The following is an 18,809-nucleotide window of genomic DNA, read 5'->3' as shown; positions in this document are numbered from 1 at the left end:
TTTTAGGTCGTGCGGTGGTAAGAGTGTTGAATACAGAAAAGTTCAAATTTCAGCTCAAAAGGCTGAAAAACAATCAAGAAGGCTCCTTTGGCATTATTGCTGGAGTTTCGATGTTAATGCTAGTTCTGGCGATTGGAACAGCTATAGACGTGTCACTAGCTTTTAAAGCCAGAGCGAAATTGCAAGCCACTGCTGATACTGTGGGCCTTATGTCTTCAATATATGTGAGGGACAATGATGAGTCGCCACGATCATCAGATGAAGGATTTATGGATGATGTTAAATATGACATCAGCGCCGCAAATTTTGGACAGCCATTAGACGGCGTTACGGGTGATTTCTCTGTAAATTATAATGATCAAGCCCGTCGTTCAGAAGTTGAAGTCAAAGGTAAAATAAAGACGACTTTCTTGGGCGCGTTTAATAAATCAAGCGTTGATATAAATGTAAAGTCAACTGTTCAATATTACGAAACAGCGCAAGCCGCAACGAGTGTATTTCTGGTCGTTGACAATTCAGGGTCCATGGCTTGGGATGACATACCTATCGTTTCAAGCTTTAAACGTCCGACAGACGCGAAGACCCGTATTTCAGGACTACAATCAACAGTCACAAAATTCAATACAGATCTAAATACATCATTGAGCAAAGCTTTAAAAAACTCGAAGGAAAAATACCTTAGGACTGCTCTCATTCCTTATTCAACGGACACAATAACCAATAAGGTTTCAGGCCCGGACTGGGGCACTGTAAATAATGGAGCCGTAAGCAGAATGAGAGCGTCTGGCGGCACAGATTCCAGAGGCCCTTTGACGCTTGCCAGAACTTTAATGAAATCTGAAAACAATATTCACTACTCTGAAAACGGGACCAAAGATCCGAATAAATACGTCATATTCATGACGGATGGTGCCAATAATGAAGAATGGGTATGTGATTGGCGGGACCGACGTAGAACGCGGCTGTGGAGGCGTTATAACGGGTATAAATATGAATACGCCAATTCTAGGAGGTCCCCTGGAAATGGCTGGAGCGAAGGCGTAGCTTATAATTGTAGGCAAGAAAACAATTCCAACCGCATGAGTGTATCTGTTTGCAATCAGCTTAAGAATGAGGGTGTAGAGGTTTTCACTGTTGGCTTTGCTTTGGAACCAGGGACTTATTTCGCAGACGCTCCTCGGTTAAGGTCAACGGCGACGATTGCGAAAAGCACAACAGATTCAGCTTATGACTTCTTAAAAAGTTGCGCGAGTTCTGAAGATCAGTTTTTAATTGCTAAAGATTCAGATGCTTTGGATGTGGCCTTTGAAAAAATTGGGAAGAAAATTGCTCAAGATTCCATACGAATTTCGAGCTAGTAAGTATCATTGGTAGGGAGATTGGGCGATGACAATGTTTGGAGCGATTATTTATTTGGTGATGGGTAGTACAGTGTATCTGCTACTCTTCAAAAGAAAATATATGGTGGAAGAAAATAGACTTGCCCCTAAAATATTTATGGGAGCGGTTTCAATGTTTGCAGTGCTGAGCCTGACAGTCGGATATGCGAGCTTGCCGGGGCTCTGATGAGCTTAGGTCAGATCGCGTATTCGAAATGTCTTGAAGATATTTGGCCCCTGCAGGGGCATTCTTCGCCTATATTCAATCCCCCGGATTGAATTTTCTGCGTGCTGCGGAACCGTCAAACGCGGGTTGGGTTGGTGGGCGGCAACCCGCAAACAAAAAGAGAATGGTGCGCGATACTGGGATTGAACCAGTGACCCCTACAATGTCAATGTAGTGCTCTCCCGCTGAGCTAATCGCGCTATCCATTAGATAGATCCTAAAGCGAACTTTAGAAATGGGGCGTATATCGCCGCCCTTATGTGTTTTCAACCCCTAATTACGAGCTTTAGGCAGCAATCAATTTATCAACTTCATTAACGAGTTGGCGCAAATGAACTGGCTTTTGCAGGACTGTTTGTTCTGCAGCTTGGCTATCGCCCATAGCAACGGCAGAAAAGCCTGTGATGAACATAATTTTAATGCCGGGAGAGAGCGTTTCAGCCTGTTTTGCCAGTTCAATTCCGTCCATGCCTGGCATCATAATATCGGTGAGGAGCATATCAAATGCGCCATCCGCAAATTTCAGAGCGCGCAGAGCCCGTTCGCCGTCAGCGCAGGCAATGACGTGGTGACCGGCTTTTTCAAGGGCTTTTTCGAAGAATTTGCGCATGGCATCATCATCTTCGGCATATAAAATTGTGGCCATATCGCGTTTCCCTATTCGCGCCCATCCGCGCTCAGTTTGACTCGCCTTTTAAGCGAAAGTGACTTAGTCTGAGGCATATGACGCCCAGAACATTTATATTATGCAGGAATCCCGCCAGTTCCCCCACTCTTAACTTCGGTGTCTTAAAAATTTCTAAGTATGCAGGCCCTAAAATAAAAAATAGTCCCGAAAAATGTTAGCCCGCGAAACCGCTTTTGAATCTGATTGTCTTAAAGCGTTCACACCACCCATTCGCGTGATACCGCCCAAAAAATGGCGCCGCGGCGTTATTTTCGCTTCGCCCCATTCGGGTAATGTTTATCCCAAAGGGTTCACGGCCCGGTCCTCGTTAAGCCTGCAAAGCTTACGGCGAAATGAGGATGCCTATATTGCAGAGCTTTTTGCGCCTGCTGTGATATGCGGCGCCCCTTTGCTTGCGGCGCAATTCCCGCGCTGTTTTGTTGATGTCAATCGCGCCCCTAATGAACTGCCTTTAGACTGGGCACCCGAAGCGGGCACCCCGACGCCCCGCGCCGCAGCCGGGTTAGGGGTGATTCCCACGATGCTATCAGAGAGCTTGGCGATATATAAAAAGCCGCTCTCCTACCGTGCGGCCAGAGCCCGCCTGACGGCGCTCTATCATCCTTATCATGACGCGCTGCAGGATTTGATTACCCAAGCCGGGCTGAGATTTGGATCTGCCCTGCTGATTGATTGCCATTCTATGCCGGGCTTTGCCCCAATGGGGTCGCGCCGCCCTGATATAATTTTGGGAGATCGTTTCGGAGTGTCCTGTTACCCTGAGACCATTACGCGGGTCGAACTCGCCTTTCGCCGCCAAGGCTATAATGTGACACGTAATTATCCTTATGCAGGTGGTTATGTAACACAGCATTACGGCAAACCTCGTGCAGGCATAGAGGCGTTGCAAATAGAAATTAACCGGGACCTTTATCTTAACCCTGTCACTTTGAAAAAGAAGCGCAGCTATGCGGCGCTGGCGGAGAATTTAAAGACGGTGATTTCAGATATCATAGAAGGCCAACCTATGGCTGACTTATTGGCGGCGGAATAGCCCTTGTAAACAGATGCGGCATACCCCATTTGCCGCCCATGACAGAAACATTATTCAATAACCCTGCCTCTGATGACCTGGTTACAGTTTTCCAACTGGACGGCAAACCTGTGCGGGGTCGTGCTGTGCGTATGGGCGCGTCACTCACACAAGCGCTGGGAACCCGATATCCAGATTTAGTCGCACGTCTTTTGGGCGAAGCCATGCTAATTTCAGCTATTGTCGCGCAATCCTTAAAGTTTGATGGACGCTTGGTCATACAATGTCACGGCACGAATGAGGGTGCGGTCAGCTTGCTTATGAGCGATTGTACAACAGAAGGTCATGTGCGGGGCTATGCCCGTTGGGACGCGGATAAGCTAAAAGAGATCAGCTTGGATAGCCGAAATCCCGGTGCCGATACTTTGCTTGGCGGCGGGACCTTCTCAATGACAATCGATCAAGGCCCGGATATGGATCAATATCAAGGTTTGGCGGCTATTGAAGGCGCGCGCCTGTCTGAGTGTGCCGAGCATTATTTTAAGCAATCCGAACAAATACCCACTGAAATTCGCCTGGTTTGCGGTGAGTTACAAGAGCCCGGCAAAGACCCTGTCTGGCGCGGCGGCGGCCTTATGATTCAGAAAATTGCTGAGGATAAATTACGCGGAGATACGGATGAAGCTTGGGATACGGCGCGGGCTTTATTCCAAACCGTCAGTGATGCTGAGTTGTTGGACCCTGATTTGACACAGAATGAACTCCTTTACCGTCTCTTCCATGAGGACGGCGTACGCGTTGTTGAGACGTCTGAGATCGAAGCTAAGTGTAAGTGTTCTCGTGAACGGCTTGAAAATACGTTGCGCTCATTTGAAAAAGCGGCGCTCGAAGATATGGCGGAAGACGGCGTTATCGACGCTAATTGTGAATTTTGCGACACGACTTACAGCTTTCCTATGGCCGAGCTTTAAGACCGCCAGAAAGCCGGGGTGAGCACGACAAGAGCTGTCACGATTTCCAGGCGCCCTACAATCATGGCCAGCATCAAGACCCATTTGGCTTCACCCGGCAGTGCCTGATAGGTGCCGGAAGGGCCAATTATATCGCCAAGGCCTGGCCCAACATTTGCCACCGCACTTCCTGCGCCTGACCACGCTGTGATTGGGTCGAGACCCATGACGGATAGCGTGATCGCGACAAGAGCAAAGGTCATAAAGAATAAAAAGAAGTAACTCATTACGGAGAATAAGACCGCTTCGGGCAGGGGCTTACCGCCATAACGCAATGGCGAGACCGCATGTTGGCGCGGCATTTTAAAAAGATAGGCCCGTAAGCCTTCAAAGGCGACTTGGTAACGGAAGATTTTAATCGAACAAGCTGTCGAGCCCGCACAGCCGCCAATAAACATAAAGGCGAAAAAGGCCGAAACCGCAAATGGCCCCCAACTATTATAATCGGCAGTAGCATAGCCTGTGCCCGTGACGATGGAAACGACGTTAAACGCTGAAAGGCGCAAGGCGCGGCTATTGGTCATTTCAGAATTCAGCCAGAGGTAAAGAGTCACCATAATAATCAAGACGCTCATGATACCTATGAAAGCGCGGACCTGACTGTCTCTAAAGGGCGCCCGCAAATCGCCGCGTGTTGCCATTAGTAGATAGACACCAAAGGGCATACCGCCCGCCATCATAAAGGCAATGCAAACCAGATCAGCACCATCATCCATAAAGCCGCCCATTGAGGCATCAGAGGTGGAGTAACCGCCGGTCGCAACAGTTGTCATGGCATGGGAAACAGCATCAAAACCATCCATTCCTGTTGCCATATATCCGAAAATACATAGCAGTGTCAGCACGACATAAATGCCGCCAATACCGGCAGCAAGTGTCGCGGCTTTGGGCAGGATTTTCTCGCCCATATCTGAGTTTTCAAGGCGGAATAGCTGCATCCCGCCAATTTTTAGCATAGGCAAAACCGCCATAGCGGTAACAATAATACCCACCCCGCCAATCCATTGCAGAATAGCTCGCCAGAGTAATATTCCGCGAGGCATATCATCCAAACCTGTCAATATAGTGGAGCCTGTCGTTGTGATTCCCGAAGTGGCTTCAAAGAGCGCATCCGTGACGCTTAGCGTCAGCGGCTCCATCATAAAGGGTATAGAAGCAAAGCCTGAGAGCGCGGCCCAACTGAGAACTGTCAGCAGAAATGCTCCGCGGGCCCGCATATCCGGTTTGGGTGTATAGGTTGCCAGAGCTAAAGCCGTGCCTAAAAGCGTCGTCAGAATCCCCGATACACCAAAGGCTCTCCAAGAACGGTCATTATATCCCAGATCGACAATCATAGGCGCGAACATGGCCGCGCCCAACGCCGCGATCATGAGGCCAACAACAAAAAATACCGGGCGTAAATCTGGCATATCCACGCCCTACAACAGCGCGGCTTTTTCTCAAAGCTTGAAATCTATCGGAATTGACGCAACAAGACTCCAATAAATATGAGATATAATATGTTGCGCAAAATTTTCCTCCTCTTCTCAGCTTCTGCGGTCATGCTTTCGGCGTGCTCTGATAAGAGGCCAAGTTCTGAGACAACGGCGCTGGAGCAAGCCGCCATGCAAGCGCAAACGCCCGCCCCTGAAGTGTCGTATTTGACGCGAGACCCTGGGCCAGGCCGGCTGACCCCTGAAACGCTCAACTCAGATATCTCGCTGAGCGGAACATCTCTGCGCGGGGCTAAAATTTCGCCCAAAGGTGATTTCGTGACCGTGCTGCAAGGCCGCGCTGATGATGCAAGGCAGCAAGATTTATGGGCTTATGATCTGGAAAGCGGAGAGGGACGCTTACTTGTGAGCTCTACTGATATTTTGGGCGCGCCTGAGGAATTATCCCTTGAAGAAAAAAACCGCCGAGAGCGCCGCCGCGAATATAGCCGCGGGATCGTGTCCTATGATTGGGCCGGTGATGATTTGCTTCTTTTTCCTTTGGGCGGTGATATTTACCTCTATGATTTAGAAGCCAAAGAGGCGCGCCAAGTGACCGCTACGAAAGGCTTTGAAACGGATCCAAAGGTGTTTGGAGCGGGTCAATATGTGGGATATATCCGCGAGAATAATCTCTATGTAAAAGATTTAAAATCCGGCTTGGAGCGCCAGCTCTCTGACGGCGCAACCGAGCTTATCCGAAATGGCATTGCGAGTTTTGTCGTCCAAGAAGAACTCGACCGCTACACGGGTTATTGGCCCAGTGGTGACGCTCAGAGGATAGCTTATACCCAAACTGATGATGCCAATGTCAAAACACGTACCCGCGCAGAATATACATCAGACGGAATTATCAATGTACAGCAGCGCTATCCTTTTGCCGGAACGCCCAATGCTACCGTTAAGCTGGGTATTGTCGGCATTAAAGGCGGAGCGACGAAATGGGTTGATATTGGAGCTGAAAAGGACATCTATTTAAGCCGCGTTTTTTGGAGCCAAGATAGTAAGACGCTTTTTGCCGGAATATTATCCAGGGATCAAAAATCGCATAAGCTGTTAAAAATTGACCCTGCCACAGGGGCGTCTAAGATCTTATTCGAAGAAATCCACCCAGCCTGGATGAATGTCGAAGTCAGCTATAAAGGCTTAAAGGACGGCTCCATTTTGTGGTCGAGCGAGCGCAATGATAAATGGCAACTCTTTCGCGTCAGCACGGACGGGGAAACAGCCGGTGAATTTACGCCTGTTACGCCGCCCGATATTCTTATGACGCGCCTTAATTGCGTGAACCAAGATAGCGGCGAGCTTTACTTTACAGGTTGGAAAGATACCCCGCTTGAGCGTCATCTTTTTAAAACTGATTTAGATGGCGCTGAGGCCGTTCAAATCACGAAAGCCAGCGGCATCCATTCCGCGAACTTTAATACGGCATGTGAGCGTTATATCGGGACATTTAATAGCACCACAACACCGCCGCAAAGCCGGGCCTTTAAGAATGACGGCAGCGCTCTGGCGTGGCTAAATGAAAATAAGCTGGATGACTCCCACCCTTACGCCCCGTTTATGCAGGCTGATATTCAGCCTGAATTTGGAGTCTTAAAAGCTGCTGACGGGACGGATTTGCACTATCAGATTTTTAAACCGCTTGATTTGAAAGTAGGCGAAAAACGGCCAAGCGTGACTATTGTTTATGGCGGACCGCATGGTCAGCGTATTTATAATCGATGGCGATTGGGGCTTTCGCAAATGCTCGCCCATCACGGCTTTGTTGTTTTCCAGATAGATAATCGCGGGACAGGTAACCGAGGCAAGGCCTTTGAAGCGCCGCTTTACCGTAATATGGGGCGGCCTGAGACTGAAGATCAGCAGATCGGCGCGACATGGCTGAAATCCCAGTCCTTTATCGACCCTGAAAAAATGGGCGTCTATGGCTGGTCTTATGGCGGCTATATGAGCCTGATGATGCTCGGCCAGACAAATGATTATGCCGCAGGTGTAGTCGGCGCGCCTGTCACAGAGTGGCAGCTTTATGATACCGCTTATACAGAGCGTTATTTAGGCAATCCAAATCCAGGTAGCCCAAATTATACAAAAGGTTCTTATGAGCAGAGCAATGTCTGGCCTTATCTGGACGGTATAACAGAGCCGTTTCTGCTGATTCACGGTATGTCGGATGACAATGTCGTCTTTCGCAATTCAACCAAGCTGATGGACGAAATGCATAAGCTTGGTGCACAAAATATGCAGCTCATGACATATCCGTCTGAGAAACACGGATTTCGCCGTACGCATAATAAAGTGCACAGATCTCGTCTTATTTTGGAGTTTTTCTTAACTGAGCTTGAATGAGTCCCTCCCTTGACTTGGATGGGTTCAGACCCGACATCAGAGCCATGAGTGAGAACCTGCCAGCCATCGTGCCAAGCCTCGCCCGGGCCTTTGAACCGGAGCGGCGGAATTTGCAAACGGCTTTGACGCCGGAGCTGTCAGCTTCGCAGATCGTGGGCGAAGCGCGGCGCGCCCTTGACCGCACGGGTCTGGCTTTTTCACAACAGATTGACGATCCAAAGCTCCAGAAATCAGGCCTATGGCTTTTGGAAATGGTCAAAGCTGGCGCGGGGGTCTTAGACCGCGCGACAGGCGCAGATGTTATTTGGTCTGAACAGGCGGCGAAGCCCAAGCGCCAATGGGCGGGACGGGGATTGTTTTATGGTGCCGCGGGTCTCTTTGCAGCGGCAGGTCTTATGCAAGGCTCGATGCTAACAATTGTTGCGGCAGCGGGCCTGGCCGCCTTGAGGTTTTTTGACCCTAAAGATTGGGGGCATCTTCTTGATAAAATACCGTTTCGCAAAAAAACGGTGGCGCTAGAGGATTTATCCGGCCGCCGTATGGAAGCCCAAGCCTTTATTCGCGCCGACACGCAGGGCTTTGTCACGCAGCTTGTTGAAGCGCTGAAAACCGCAGATCATATTTTACTGCGCTTGGCAGAACCTGAACATCAAACAGATTGGCGGGATAATCCGCGTTTGCTCGGTATGATGCAAAGTCTTTTAGAGGCTCAAAATGCAGGTGATGGTGATTTCGCGCTGACGCTGATTAAGCAGGAAATGATATCCGTCCTAGCGGGCGAAGGTGTGGAGCTGATTAGCTTTTCCAAGAAAACAAAAGATATGTTCGATATTCTTCCCGCTTTGGGCGAGATTGAAACTAAAATGGCTGCGCCCGCTTTGGTTTCAGGTGGGAGGCTATTGCGCCGGGGCACAGTTTGGCAGAGTGAGGACTCGTCATGAATAAAGCCTCATCAGATGAATTCATCGGATTTGATTTAGGGCATGGCGAGACCGCGCTAGGCCGTGCATTTGGCGCAACGATACGTGAGCCTGAAATTCTTGAATATCGCGGTGAGCGCAGTTTTGTGACCGCTATCGCCAAGGCGAAAGGCGAGGTCAAAATCGGCGCCGATGCTGTCAATCTGTCCTTTATGGGCGATGCGCCTGAGATCTGGGTAAAATTTAAAGGGCGGGACTTAAACAGGTCTGAGATAAAAACCCCGACACAATTATTTACAAAAACTCTAATCGGCGGCTTGGCCAAAGACGGCATTATTCGCGGCCCCAAAGAGAGCCGTTTCATTGTCGGTTGTCCGTCTGGTTGGGAGAATGAGACGCGGCAAGGCTATCAAAAGCTTTTTGAAGGCGCAGGATTGAAAACCGTGCGTATTGTTCCCGAAAGCCGCGCGGCTCTGATGACCGCATTGGAGCAGGGATATCTTTCCATTGAAGACGCACGCTCTTCTGTTTTAATTATTGATATTGGCTCTTCGACCACAGACTTTACATATTGCCGGGATATGGACGCCGAAGATGTCGGGCATAATATATTGGGCTCAGGCTTACTCGACACAGAAATATTTAAATTAAATTTGGCACGGCAGAAATCGCGCAAGCAGATTGAAAAACTTATAACCCGCTATCCGCATTATCAGCCCATTATGGAATATTGGTGCCGCCTCGCGAAAGAGCAATATTTTACGGGGCAGGAAACCCCTGTCGAAATGATCAAACGCCTTCCGATAAATGGCGGCGTATTATTTGAAATTCGTATGGATAAAGAAGATGCCAAAGCGATATTAAATAACCCGCTTGAAGCTTTAAACGGCTATAGTTGGCAGACCGCTTTTGATTATGCGCTAAGTGAAACCATAGAGAATTTAGGCGGGCGGGCACCCGATACAGTTTTGCTCACGGGAGGAGCATCGCGCCTACCACTGGTTTTACCGGCTACGAAAAAAATCTTTCCAAAAGCCAAAGTCGTTCGCGGCGCGGAACCTGAATTTTCAATTGCCCGCGGGTTGGCGTGGCTCGGGCGGTTTGAATTCCTTCATGCCAGTTTCCAAAAATCGGTGGCTGACATGCTCTCTGGTGAGGGGGCGATATATACAAAGGCACGTAAAGCCAGTGTTGCGTTGGGCAAACAAATGGCCCCTGTTTTAGTCGATGCCATGGCGGATAATTGTATCGTGCCAGTGTTTCAGGACTGGCGCTCAGGTAAGATTAAAAGCCTTGATGAGGTTGAGGGTGTTTTATCAGGGCGCGTGAAAACATGGCTACAAAGCGAAAGCGCGGCCGCTGTATTAAAACCTGTTATTGGCCACTGGTTTGCTGACTTGCAACGCGATATTGAACGCGAAACAGATCCCCTTTGCCGGGATCATGGTCTGCCGGCTATGGTGCTGTCGCTAGATGACAGTCAGCATATAAGCCGCCATTTGGAAGATCTGTCAGTGTCCGCGCCCAAGGTAAATACAATGGAATCGGACACAGCTTTGGTCGGGACGACTTTGACGGCGCTAATTGTGTCTGCACTGTTGGCCAAGGCAAATTTATTTGCGCCTTTGCTGTTAAACCCCATCGGGCTTGTTGTGGGCGGAGCTGTTGCGGGCGGTAGCTTTATCTATGGCCGCAAAGCTTTGGAAGGCCGCTTTAAAGGCGCGAATGTACCTGTTATTGCGCGGCAGATTATGACGGATGGCCGCATAAAACGCGCGGCAGCCAAGCAGAGGCCTGACCTCATTCAAGTCGTAGATGAAGCGTGGCAACAAGCCGCTGCTGACCGCTTTACGGATGAGCTGACAGAGACTTTAAAATCCGCCCTGACAGAACGCGCAGATGAGCGGGCTATGCTCTTTTTAATCTAGTTTTTTGATTTAGGTATCAGGTCGATATCAAACTCTTCATCGCCATCAACTTCGATAACGATGCGGGTTTTGGTTTTACCGTCGCGTTTAATAACCTCTTTTTCAATGGTCATATTGCGGCCAAAGCCTTCAATATCAAACGAGCTGTCTGTGTGTTTATCGCGTTTCATTTTCACGCGCCCAATACGCTCGCCCTCGAAATTTAGCGCCAAACCACCATCAGAAGCTTCCACGTCAAAATCTTCGGCAAGGCCAAGCATCATATCGGCAAAGCTTGAAATGATACCTGATTCAGAGACGAGATCCTCAATAGCGCGAGCCGCTTCACGAATATCATCTGCATTTCTAATCTCGCGCCCCTCACGCAGAAAGTCATTTTTGCCTTCAGCTTTTTCTACTGCGCGTTCAAATTTTTCAGAATGGGCTTCAAAGCGCTTTTCAAGTCGCTGCGCAAATTCTTCGCCTGTAAGGCTCTCGGTTTTGTTTTCAGCCGCCTGACTTTCTTTCTTCTCCTCTTTGGCCTTTTTGCCAAAATAAGGCCAAACGCGCTCCGGTTTCGCTTTGCTCTCTTCCTCGCCGGATTTATGAGGATGGGCCATGGCTGCGCCGCTTAGCGCGATGAGCGCGATGGGAAGGATAATTTTTTTCAAGCCCGTCTTCATTTTACTTTCTCCACTTTACCTTTGATTAACTATAAATTGCGGAGCAGAGCTCGTAAACGTCTCTTCACAGTTGCCATTATCGCCGTTATGAGAGCCTATGTTAAAAGACCGTTTTTTCTATCCTCTCGCACTGGCGCTGATCGCTGGGATGATTTGGTACGCCTTGTCATTAAGTTCTGTTACGAAGCTCTCGGATGCTTGCATTTGGCAAAATGGCTTCTCGGTCCAAGGGGATGACTTAATTACGCTGACGGCCTCTCCAGGAACGAGCTATGAATATGTAGGCGCAACACCAACAGATTCGGCCCATATAATAGCCTTGACCCAAATTCCTCGCCGTGACGCTCCCGGCTCTGCCGGTGTTTTTGCATCGCTGGGCCCTGATTACGAGAGGGCACTGGCCGGCCAAAATATAAGAATTACTGTACGGGCCCGTGCGGGCCGTAAAAATCCGCTTGACCTATTTGATATGGGTTATTTTACAGCAGGGGCAGGGGATAGCGGATGGCGACGTCGAACCCTAACGCCTGATTGGAAAGACTATGTGCTGGACTTCTCGCCTAAGCCGCCAAATGGCGATCCTGATTTGGACTATCTCGGTGTTTGGCCAGGAGATAGCGGTGAACAAAAGACAATGGACATTGAATTCATGAAAATTGATGTGCTGTCCAAACCCGCCTCTGCATCAAGAGATTGTCCCGCCGCTTAAAGCGGATCAAGACGCCCCAGCCCTGAAACGCGTTCGGCTTCAAAGGCCATACAGGCGATGTGGTAAAAGGTGCTGACGGGAATTGTTTTCGCGATTTGTCCGCCGCAAGCATTGGTTTGGTCGCACCATGTTCCATCGGTTTTGAGATAGGTTTCAAATAATCCGTCAATAAAGGCGGCGGCCATATCTGCGCTGCCGGAAACATTATTTTCAGCCATTGTGAGGTGAGCCTTAATGACTTCAGTTTGCACCCAAAGCCGCCGTGTCTCGCGGCGAATATTGCCTTTAATATCTTCCTCATCGTTGAGAAAATACCCCCTCTGTTTTAGCGCATTAGCATAAAGTGCCTGCCGCCATAATTTCGTATCGCGGCCTGAGCTAAATTCATAGCGATAGAGTAGCCATATCCATTCCATGGCATGACCAGGCTCGGCCGTCGTGCCTTGTTCGCCGGAATAATAGCTCCAATCTTCATTAAAAAACTCACGAATAATATGATGCTTTGAATCAAAGAAATGCGCCTTAAAAAGCCCAATAATGTGCTCGGCATAGGCCAGATGATTGGGATCGCGCGTTTCATTATATAGATAGAGAAAAGCTTCGAGCAAATGCATATGCGGGTTTTGACGACGGGGTAGCGCGCCCCGCGGTGTCTCCCGCCATCCACCGTCCGGATGTTTAAACTCCGTATCAAGCGTGCTGCATATATCCTCAACAGCGGCCAGATATTGCGGCTCTTTAGTCAGGCGATAGAGGCTAATACTGGCGAGCAGAAAAAAAGCATGGTCATATAAATCGCGGCGGCGTTCTGTAACTGTGCCGTCAGCTCGAACCCGCTGCACATAGCCTCGCTCGCGCATGTGCTCATAAGTCTGCCGCGCAATCTCTTTTCCATCAAACCAGTTCCACCGTGTGGCTTCGGCATAGACATAAATTTGCCGCGCTAAAACGCGCCAGCGCAAATCTGCTGACAGGTCCGGCGTGCCGTCGAGGTTTAAATGCTCGACCCAACGTCCGCTCTTATGCTGTGCGCGGTCCGCCCAGAGCGGCAGGGCTTTACCGATAACCCAATTGCGGATTTTCTCTGCGCTTTGTTTGAGGGCTAGATTCTCTAAGGCCGTGGACATTCTAAAGCTTTGCTCCTGTGAACGGAAAGATATAAGGAAAGGCCATGATTATTCTCTTAACAGGCACGGCTGGATTTATCGGCTTTCATGCCGCGCGTCGATTACTTTCTGAGGGCCACCGTGTCATTGGGATTGATAGCCTCAATGACTATTATGATGTGTCATTAAAATATGCCCGATTAGCCGAACTGAAAAGCCATGAAAATTTCGAGTTTTATAAAGTAGAAATTTCCGATCATAAGGCATTGGACGTAGCGGCAAAAGATAAAGGTGTGACCCATATTTTGCATCTCGCGGCGCAAGCGGGTGTGAGGTATTCTCTTGATAACCCCCGCGCCTATATTCAGGCCAATGTTATGGGGCATTTGAATATATTGGAGTTCGCGCGGCACAGCGGCACCGTCGAGCATGTCGCCTATGCCAGTTCATCCTCTGTTTATGGCGACCGCGAAGATGGTCCATTTACAGAGACAGATAAAGTGCGTTCTCCGGCCTCTCTTTATGCCGCTACGAAGCTTGGCGGTGAGATGCTGGCCGAGAGTTATCAGCGGCTCTACGGAATCCCTCAAACGGGCCTGCGTTTCTTTACAGTTTACGGGCCTTGGGGCCGCCCCGATATGGCCTATTTTATTTTTACGGACAAAATCATGAAGGGCGATCCGATAACGCTATTTGCACCTGATGAGATGCGCCGTGATTTTACCTACATCGATGATATTGTGGATGTCCTACCTAAAATTCTGAGCCGTCCGCCGTCATCAGGTCATGAAATTTACAATCTCGGTAACTCAAAGCCCAATACCTTGATGCAACTCGTGGACGCTGTCGAAGCGGCCTGTGGCAGGACAGGAGAAAAAATAATCCTTGGCAAACAAAATGGTGACGTCAGTAACACCTTCGCGGATGTTAGCGCAGCTGAAAGAGACTTTGGGTTCGCGCCTAAAACTGATTTGCATGAGGGCGTAAAACGATTTGTTGAATGGTATATGCAGAGCTCAGTTTCATGAATATTTTTGACACAGACATCCCCGCTATACCTGCGCGAGAAAACGTTACGCGAGAGCAATTTGATAATGATATTCGCCCTGCTGGCCAGCCGGTCATATTGCGCGGTCTTATCAAAGACTGGCCTTCCGTGAGGGCCGGAACTGAGTCTCTTGAAGCCATTGGCGATTACATCAAAAACATGGATAGCCGCCAAGCAGTGCCAACCTATCTTGGTCAGCCGGATATTGAGGGCCGCTATTTCTATAATGAGGATATGCGCGGGTTTAACTTTGAGCGCCGCAATATTCCCCTATCTGCTTCGATTGATAAATTATTGTCTCAACAGGATAGCCGTTCGCCCATCGGAGTCTATGCCGGAGCGACCTCGGCGGGTGATATTCTTTCAGGCTTCGCTGCCGCGAACCGTATGCCATTGGTGGATAGTGATGTGCCGCCACTTTTATGGCTTGGAAATTCTGCTTCTATTGCGCCTCATTTTGATACGTCAGAGAATATTGCCTGTTCGGTTGCTGGAAAGAGGCGTTTTTTGATTTTCCCGCCTGAGCAAATCGGTAATATCTATGCGGGACCAATTGATCATAATATGGCAGGGCCTCCCGCGAGTTTGGTAAACCCCAGAGATATTGATCTGGATAAATTTCCAAAATTTCAAAGGGCGATGGAGGCCGCTATGCTAGCGGAGCTTGAACCTGGAGACGCATTATATTTGCCAAGTTTGTGGTGGCATTATGTCGAATCAGAAGGCCCGTTAAATGTACTGGTCAATTACTGGTGGAGTGCTCTTAAAAATAATGCGCCTATGAGCAATATCGCTTTAGCGCTTTTAACATTACGCGACTTGCCTGCGCCCGAACGCGCGGCATGGCGGCATTATTTCGATCACTTTATTTTCGGCGAGGATGTCGAAGAGGCCCTCGAGCACATACCAGATAATATAAGAGGGGTGCTAGGTGTTAAAACCCCGGAACGCGATAACCGTATTAAGCAATTCCTGATGTCGCGTTTGCAACAGATTTTACGATAGGCGGCTTAGGCCTTAGGTGCTGATACTAACTTTCCAAAGAAATACTCTTAATATTACCATCTTCTGAAAATCGAACAGACAATAAGTAATCGGTCAAGTTTTCTGGAAGAGTGAAGTCGTATGTATCAACCAATCCATCATCTGCCGAATCCCATTTATCTTTCAATATTAAGCAATCAAGGATTTGCTGAGGTGTTGGCTCCTTGATTGAAAGTAGAGCCAGCCAATTTTCTTTTGATAGCTCTTCTAAGTGATGTGATACAAATAGGGTGGAGCTAAACTCACCTTCTGGTTTCCCAAAACAGGCCTTTATTTTCGCTAGAGCTAATGTCTCTTTTGTGTCAGTGGGCATGCTATTGGTTCCCAAACCGCTTAATCATTTCTAGCGCTTCTGCACCTATCTCTTCGTGGTCACGCGCATAGGCTAGTACGGCTTCGAAATAACCGATTTTACTGCCGCAATCGTAATCTTGACCTTTATATTCATAGGCGTGGAAAGCTTGTTGATTCATAAGGGTGGCCATAGCGTCTGTGAGCTGTATTTCCCCGCCCGCGCCGGCTTCTTGGTCTTTGAGAATATCCATGATTTCAGGCTGCAATATATAACGGCCTGTAATTTTAAGGTTGGACGGTGCCTCTGCGGCGGGCGGCTTTTCGACCATACCTGACATTTCAATAAGGCGGCCTTCACGCGACTTTGGCGCAATTACGCCGTAAGAGCTGACGCGCTCTTGCGGCACGGCGTCCACGGCAATCACATTACCGCCGACTTTATTATAGGCCTCGACCATCTGAGCGAGGCAAGAGGTTTCAGCCTTTACCAATACGTCAGGCAGTAAAATGGCAAAAGGATCATCCCCAATCACGTCGCGCGCGCACCATATGGCGTGACCTAGTCCGAGGGCGCTTTGTTGGCGCACAAATGACATGGTTCCGGCCTTTGGTGTGTCGCGGTCAAGCGCATCATAAATCTCTGTTTTCCCTTTGGCTTTGAGGGAATATTCTAGCTCATAGGCCCGGTCGAAGTAATCTTCAATAGCGCCTTTATTGCGGCCTGTGACAAAGACAAAATGCTCAATACCGGCCTCGCGGGCTTCATCAACAACATATTGCAGGGCAGGGCGGTCCACAACGGGCAGCATTTCTTTGGGTATCGTCTTAGTAGCGGGCAGGACGCGTGTTCCAAATCCAGCGACGGGCAGTACAGCTTTACGAAGTTTTTTCATAGGGTCCCTACTTTCTTGCAAGATAGCTAGCATAAAACCCTTATCTAAGCGTTATCGCTTAGGCGGCCCGTACACAAAATGCTCTATATTCTTATTTGACCAACCAAATTCTTTCAAAACTGTTTTCAAGGCTTTTTTCTTGCTTAGGCCTTCAGGCTCCAAGGCTAAGACGCGTTGGTCAATTTTGGCCGCTAAGACTTTGGCGTTTTCCTCGCTGATATTCAGCAAACGTATAAGGCGAGAAATCATTATTCCACCGTCACAGATTTCGCGAGGTTGCGGGGTTGATCAACATCTGTGCCAAGATGAACGGCTGTGTGATAAGCGAGAAGCTGAACAGCGATCGTTGAAATAATAGGCGCAACAAAGTCATGTGCTGTGGGAAGCACGATAATCTCATCCGCCATGTCGCCTGTATGTTTGGCGCCGTTTTCATCCGTAACAAGGATAATATAGGCGCCGCGTGAAGCGACTTCTTGCAAGTTGGAAATGGTTTTCTCAAACAGCTCATCATAAGGCGCTAGAACAATGACGGGCGTTCCGTCTTCAATCAGCGCAATAGGGCCGTGCTTTAGCTCACCTGCGGCATAACCTTCGGCGTGAATATAAGAAATTTCTTTCAGCTTCAGCGCCCCTTCAAAGGCGATAGGCACCTGACTGCCGCGGCCCAGATAAAAGGCGCTTTTTGATTTGGAAAACTCAAAAGCCATGGCCTCGATCTCATCATCAAGGCGCAGAGCTTGCTTCACAAGGCGAGGTGTTTTGATAAGGGCGGTGGCCAGATCATGCTGTTCGTCTTCTGAGACAGCGCCGCGCGATGTCGCGGCGGCTAAAGAGAGCGCCGCCAAAGCTGTTAATTGCGATGTGAACGCCTTGGTTGATGCCACGCCAATCTCAGGGCCAGCATTGATAGGAAGCGCAATATCGGCTTCGCGCGCCATAGTGGATGTCATAACGTTTACGAGGGCTGCCGTTTTGACGCCGGCCTCTTTGCAATAGCGCAAGGCCGCTAAAGTGTCAGCTGTTTCGCCCGACTGAGAGACAGCAATGAAAAGTGACTTAGGTGAGAGGACAGGCTTTCGGTAGCGGAATTCAGAGGCGATATCGACATCAACAGCAACGCCTGCGATTTGCTCAAACCAATATTTGGCAACCATCCCGGCATAACAGGCTGTCCCGCAGGCAATGATGATGACGCGGTCTATCTCGCTAAAATCAAGCTCTGCCGGCATATCGGAGGCGAGGCGATATTCGTCAATATAATTTGTGAGGGTCCGGCCGATTGTCTCAGGTTGCTCATACATTTCTTTGAGCATGAAGTGGCGATAATTGCCCTTTTCCGCCATAGCGGGGCCGCCGGCAATAATAGTGACTTCACGCTCTACTTTGTTATCATCGCGGTCATATATTTGGTAGCTTGTCGGGGTTAAAACCGCCCAGTCCCCTTCCTCGAGATAAATTAGATTAGAGGTGAGTTGCGTCAGCGCCATCGCATCTGACCCCAGATACATTTCGCCGTCACCTACTCCAAGGGCGAGGGGTGACCCTGCCCGCGCGCAAAATACCTGATCCGTATGTCCGTCAATAATCAAGCCAAATGCATAGGCGCCTTTGAGTTTTTTCAAGGCCTTTGAAAAGGCATCAATCGGCTTATCCCCTTGGCCTAAATATTCATCTACAAGATGCGCGGCGACTTCAGTGTCTGTCTCTGTTTCAAATGTACGGTGAGACAGCTCTTCGCGAATACCCAGAAAGTTTTCGATAATCCCGTTATGCACAACCCCGACCCGGCCCGAGAAGTGCGGATGTGAATTTGTTTCATTGGGAACGCCGTGTGTCGCCCAGCGTGTGTGCGCAATACCGATTTGCCCATCGACATGTTCTTTTTCAAGTTTGGCTTCTAGGCCTTTGATTTTACCTTCAGCGCGTTGGCGCTTAAGCGTGCCATTATCCAGCACGGCGACGCCGGAGCTGTCATAACCGCGATATTCCAGACGTTTAAGCCCGTCCACCAAGCGTTCTGTAACGTCTGTATGACCCACAATACCGATAATGCCGCACATAGATAT

Annotated in this window: 18 protein-coding genes and 1 tRNA gene; 10 read left to right on the top strand and 9 right to left on the bottom strand. The window is 49.1% G+C overall.

Annotated elements, in window-relative coordinates; all coding sequences use genetic code 11:
* The first annotated feature begins 23 nt into the window (after positions 1–23).
* Positions 24–1,358, top strand: a complete 1,335-nt coding sequence (locus tag F569_RS0113275) for a TadE/TadG family type IV pilus assembly protein (protein WP_026942596.1) — start codon at positions 24–26, stop codon at positions 1,356–1,358.
* A 28-nt stretch (positions 1,359–1,386) separates the two neighbouring features.
* Positions 1,387–1,566: a hypothetical protein gene (locus F569_RS19605; protein WP_154813750.1), complete on the top strand. Its 180-nt coding sequence runs from the start codon at positions 1,387–1,389 to the stop codon at positions 1,564–1,566.
* Between the two features lie 164 nt (positions 1,567–1,730).
* On the opposite strand, the gene F569_RS0113265 is transcribed toward F569_RS19605, so the two are convergent.
* Positions 1,731–1,805 (bottom strand) — tRNA-Val (locus F569_RS0113265).
* Between the two features lie 86 nt (positions 1,806–1,891).
* Positions 1,892–2,251 carry a response regulator gene (locus F569_RS0113260; protein ID WP_026942595.1) on the bottom strand — a complete coding sequence of 120 codons (360 nt, stop codon included), beginning with the start codon at positions 2,249–2,251 and terminating at the stop codon, positions 1,892–1,894.
* A 193-nt stretch (positions 2,252–2,444) separates the two neighbouring features.
* Between F569_RS0113260 and F569_RS18130 the strand changes: the two genes are divergently transcribed.
* Together F569_RS18130 and F569_RS0113250 are read left to right on the top strand one after the other, a co-directional pair.
* Positions 2,445–3,326: an N-formylglutamate amidohydrolase gene (locus tag F569_RS18130; RefSeq protein ID WP_051279892.1), complete on the top strand. Its 882-nt coding sequence runs from the start codon at positions 2,445–2,447 to the stop codon at positions 3,324–3,326.
* A 38-nt stretch (positions 3,327–3,364) separates the two neighbouring features.
* Positions 3,365–4,276: an Hsp33 family molecular chaperone HslO gene (locus F569_RS0113250; RefSeq protein ID WP_026942594.1), complete on the top strand. Its 912-nt coding sequence runs from the start codon at positions 3,365–3,367 to the stop codon at positions 4,274–4,276.
* On the opposite strand, the gene F569_RS0113245 is transcribed toward F569_RS0113250, so the two are convergent.
* Entirely contained in the window at positions 4,273–5,724 is a 1,452-nt protein-coding gene (locus F569_RS0113245; RefSeq protein WP_026942593.1) for a TrkH family potassium uptake protein, read from the bottom strand. The two genes, F569_RS0113250 and F569_RS0113245, sit on opposite strands and share 4 nt — an antisense overlap.
* A 90-nt stretch (positions 5,725–5,814) precedes the next feature.
* On the opposite strand from F569_RS0113245, the gene F569_RS0113240 reads away from it, so the two are divergent.
* Genes F569_RS0113240 through F569_RS0113230 form a run of 3 tightly spaced genes read left to right on the top strand, consistent with a single transcriptional unit; the run spans position 5,815 to position 10,984 of the window.
* Positions 5,815–8,136: a S9 family peptidase gene (locus F569_RS0113240; protein ID WP_026942592.1), complete on the top strand. Its 2,322-nt coding sequence runs from the start codon at positions 5,815–5,817 to the stop codon at positions 8,134–8,136.
* A complete protein-coding gene (locus F569_RS0113235; protein ID WP_026942591.1) occupies positions 8,133–9,077 on the top strand; it encodes a hypothetical protein in 945 nt (314 codons plus the stop codon). The genes F569_RS0113240 and F569_RS0113235 overlap by 4 nt, the downstream gene beginning before the upstream one ends.
* Positions 9,074–10,984, top strand: coding sequence for an Hsp70 family protein (locus F569_RS0113230; protein ID WP_026942590.1), 1,911 nt, complete (start codon positions 9,074–9,076; stop codon positions 10,982–10,984). The genes F569_RS0113235 and F569_RS0113230 overlap by 4 nt, the downstream gene beginning before the upstream one ends.
* On the opposite strand, the gene F569_RS0113225 is transcribed toward F569_RS0113230, so the two are convergent.
* A complete protein-coding gene (locus tag F569_RS0113225) occupies positions 10,981–11,646 on the bottom strand; it encodes a hypothetical protein (RefSeq protein ID WP_026942589.1) in 666 nt (221 codons plus the stop codon). The genes F569_RS0113230 and F569_RS0113225 overlap by 4 nt on opposite strands.
* A 97-nt stretch (positions 11,647–11,743) precedes the next feature.
* Here F569_RS0113225 and F569_RS0113220 point away from each other — a divergent pair, with 97 nt between their 5' ends.
* Positions 11,744–12,355 (top strand): hypothetical protein, encoded by a 612-nt coding sequence (locus F569_RS0113220; RefSeq protein ID WP_026942588.1) that lies wholly within the window; start codon positions 11,744–11,746, stop codon positions 12,353–12,355.
* Here the strand turns inward: F569_RS0113220 and F569_RS18125 are convergent.
* Entirely contained in the window at positions 12,352–13,482 is a 1,131-nt protein-coding gene (locus tag F569_RS18125; protein ID WP_051279891.1) for an AGE family epimerase/isomerase, read from the bottom strand. The genes F569_RS0113220 and F569_RS18125 overlap by 4 nt on opposite strands.
* Positions 13,483–13,526: 44 nt before the next feature.
* Here F569_RS18125 and F569_RS0113210 point away from each other — a divergent pair, with 44 nt between their 5' ends.
* Both F569_RS0113210 and F569_RS18120 read left to right on the top strand, forming a co-directional pair.
* Complete coding sequence (locus tag F569_RS0113210) at positions 13,527–14,489, top strand: NAD-dependent epimerase/dehydratase family protein (protein ID WP_026942587.1); 963 nt, start codon at positions 13,527–13,529, stop codon at positions 14,487–14,489.
* Positions 14,486–15,514: a cupin-like domain-containing protein gene (locus tag F569_RS18120; RefSeq protein ID WP_034388936.1), complete on the top strand. Its 1,029-nt coding sequence runs from the start codon at positions 14,486–14,488 to the stop codon at positions 15,512–15,514. The genes F569_RS0113210 and F569_RS18120 overlap by 4 nt, the downstream gene beginning before the upstream one ends.
* Positions 15,515–15,539: 25 nt before the next feature.
* On the opposite strand, the gene F569_RS0113200 is transcribed toward F569_RS18120, so the two are convergent.
* From F569_RS0113200 to glmS, 4 genes are read right to left on the bottom strand one after another with little or no spacing between them, the layout of a single operon-like run.
* On the bottom strand, positions 15,540–15,866 hold the full coding sequence (locus F569_RS0113200; RefSeq protein ID WP_026942586.1) for a DUF2004 domain-containing protein: 327 nt from the start codon (positions 15,864–15,866) through the stop codon (positions 15,540–15,542).
* 1 nt (position 15,867) lies between these two features.
* Complete coding sequence (gene galU / locus F569_RS0113195; protein ID WP_026942585.1) at positions 15,868–16,740, bottom strand: UTP--glucose-1-phosphate uridylyltransferase GalU; 873 nt, start codon at positions 16,738–16,740, stop codon at positions 15,868–15,870.
* A gap of 51 nt (positions 16,741–16,791) precedes the next feature.
* Entirely contained in the window at positions 16,792–16,989 is a 198-nt protein-coding gene (locus tag F569_RS0113190) for a hypothetical protein (RefSeq protein WP_026942584.1), read from the bottom strand.
* Entirely contained in the window at positions 16,989–18,803 is a 1,815-nt protein-coding gene (glmS, locus tag F569_RS0113185; RefSeq protein ID WP_026942583.1) for a glutamine--fructose-6-phosphate transaminase (isomerizing), read from the bottom strand. Before glmS ends, F569_RS0113190 begins: the two co-directional genes overlap by 1 nt.
* Positions 18,804–18,809 lie beyond the last annotated feature (6 nt).

Origin of the sequence: Hellea balneolensis DSM 19091 (assembly GCF_000428525.1) — a bacterium.
Lineage (GTDB): Bacteria > Pseudomonadota > Alphaproteobacteria > Caulobacterales > Maricaulaceae > Hellea > Hellea balneolensis.
This window is presented reverse-complemented; position numbering and strand designations above follow the sequence as displayed.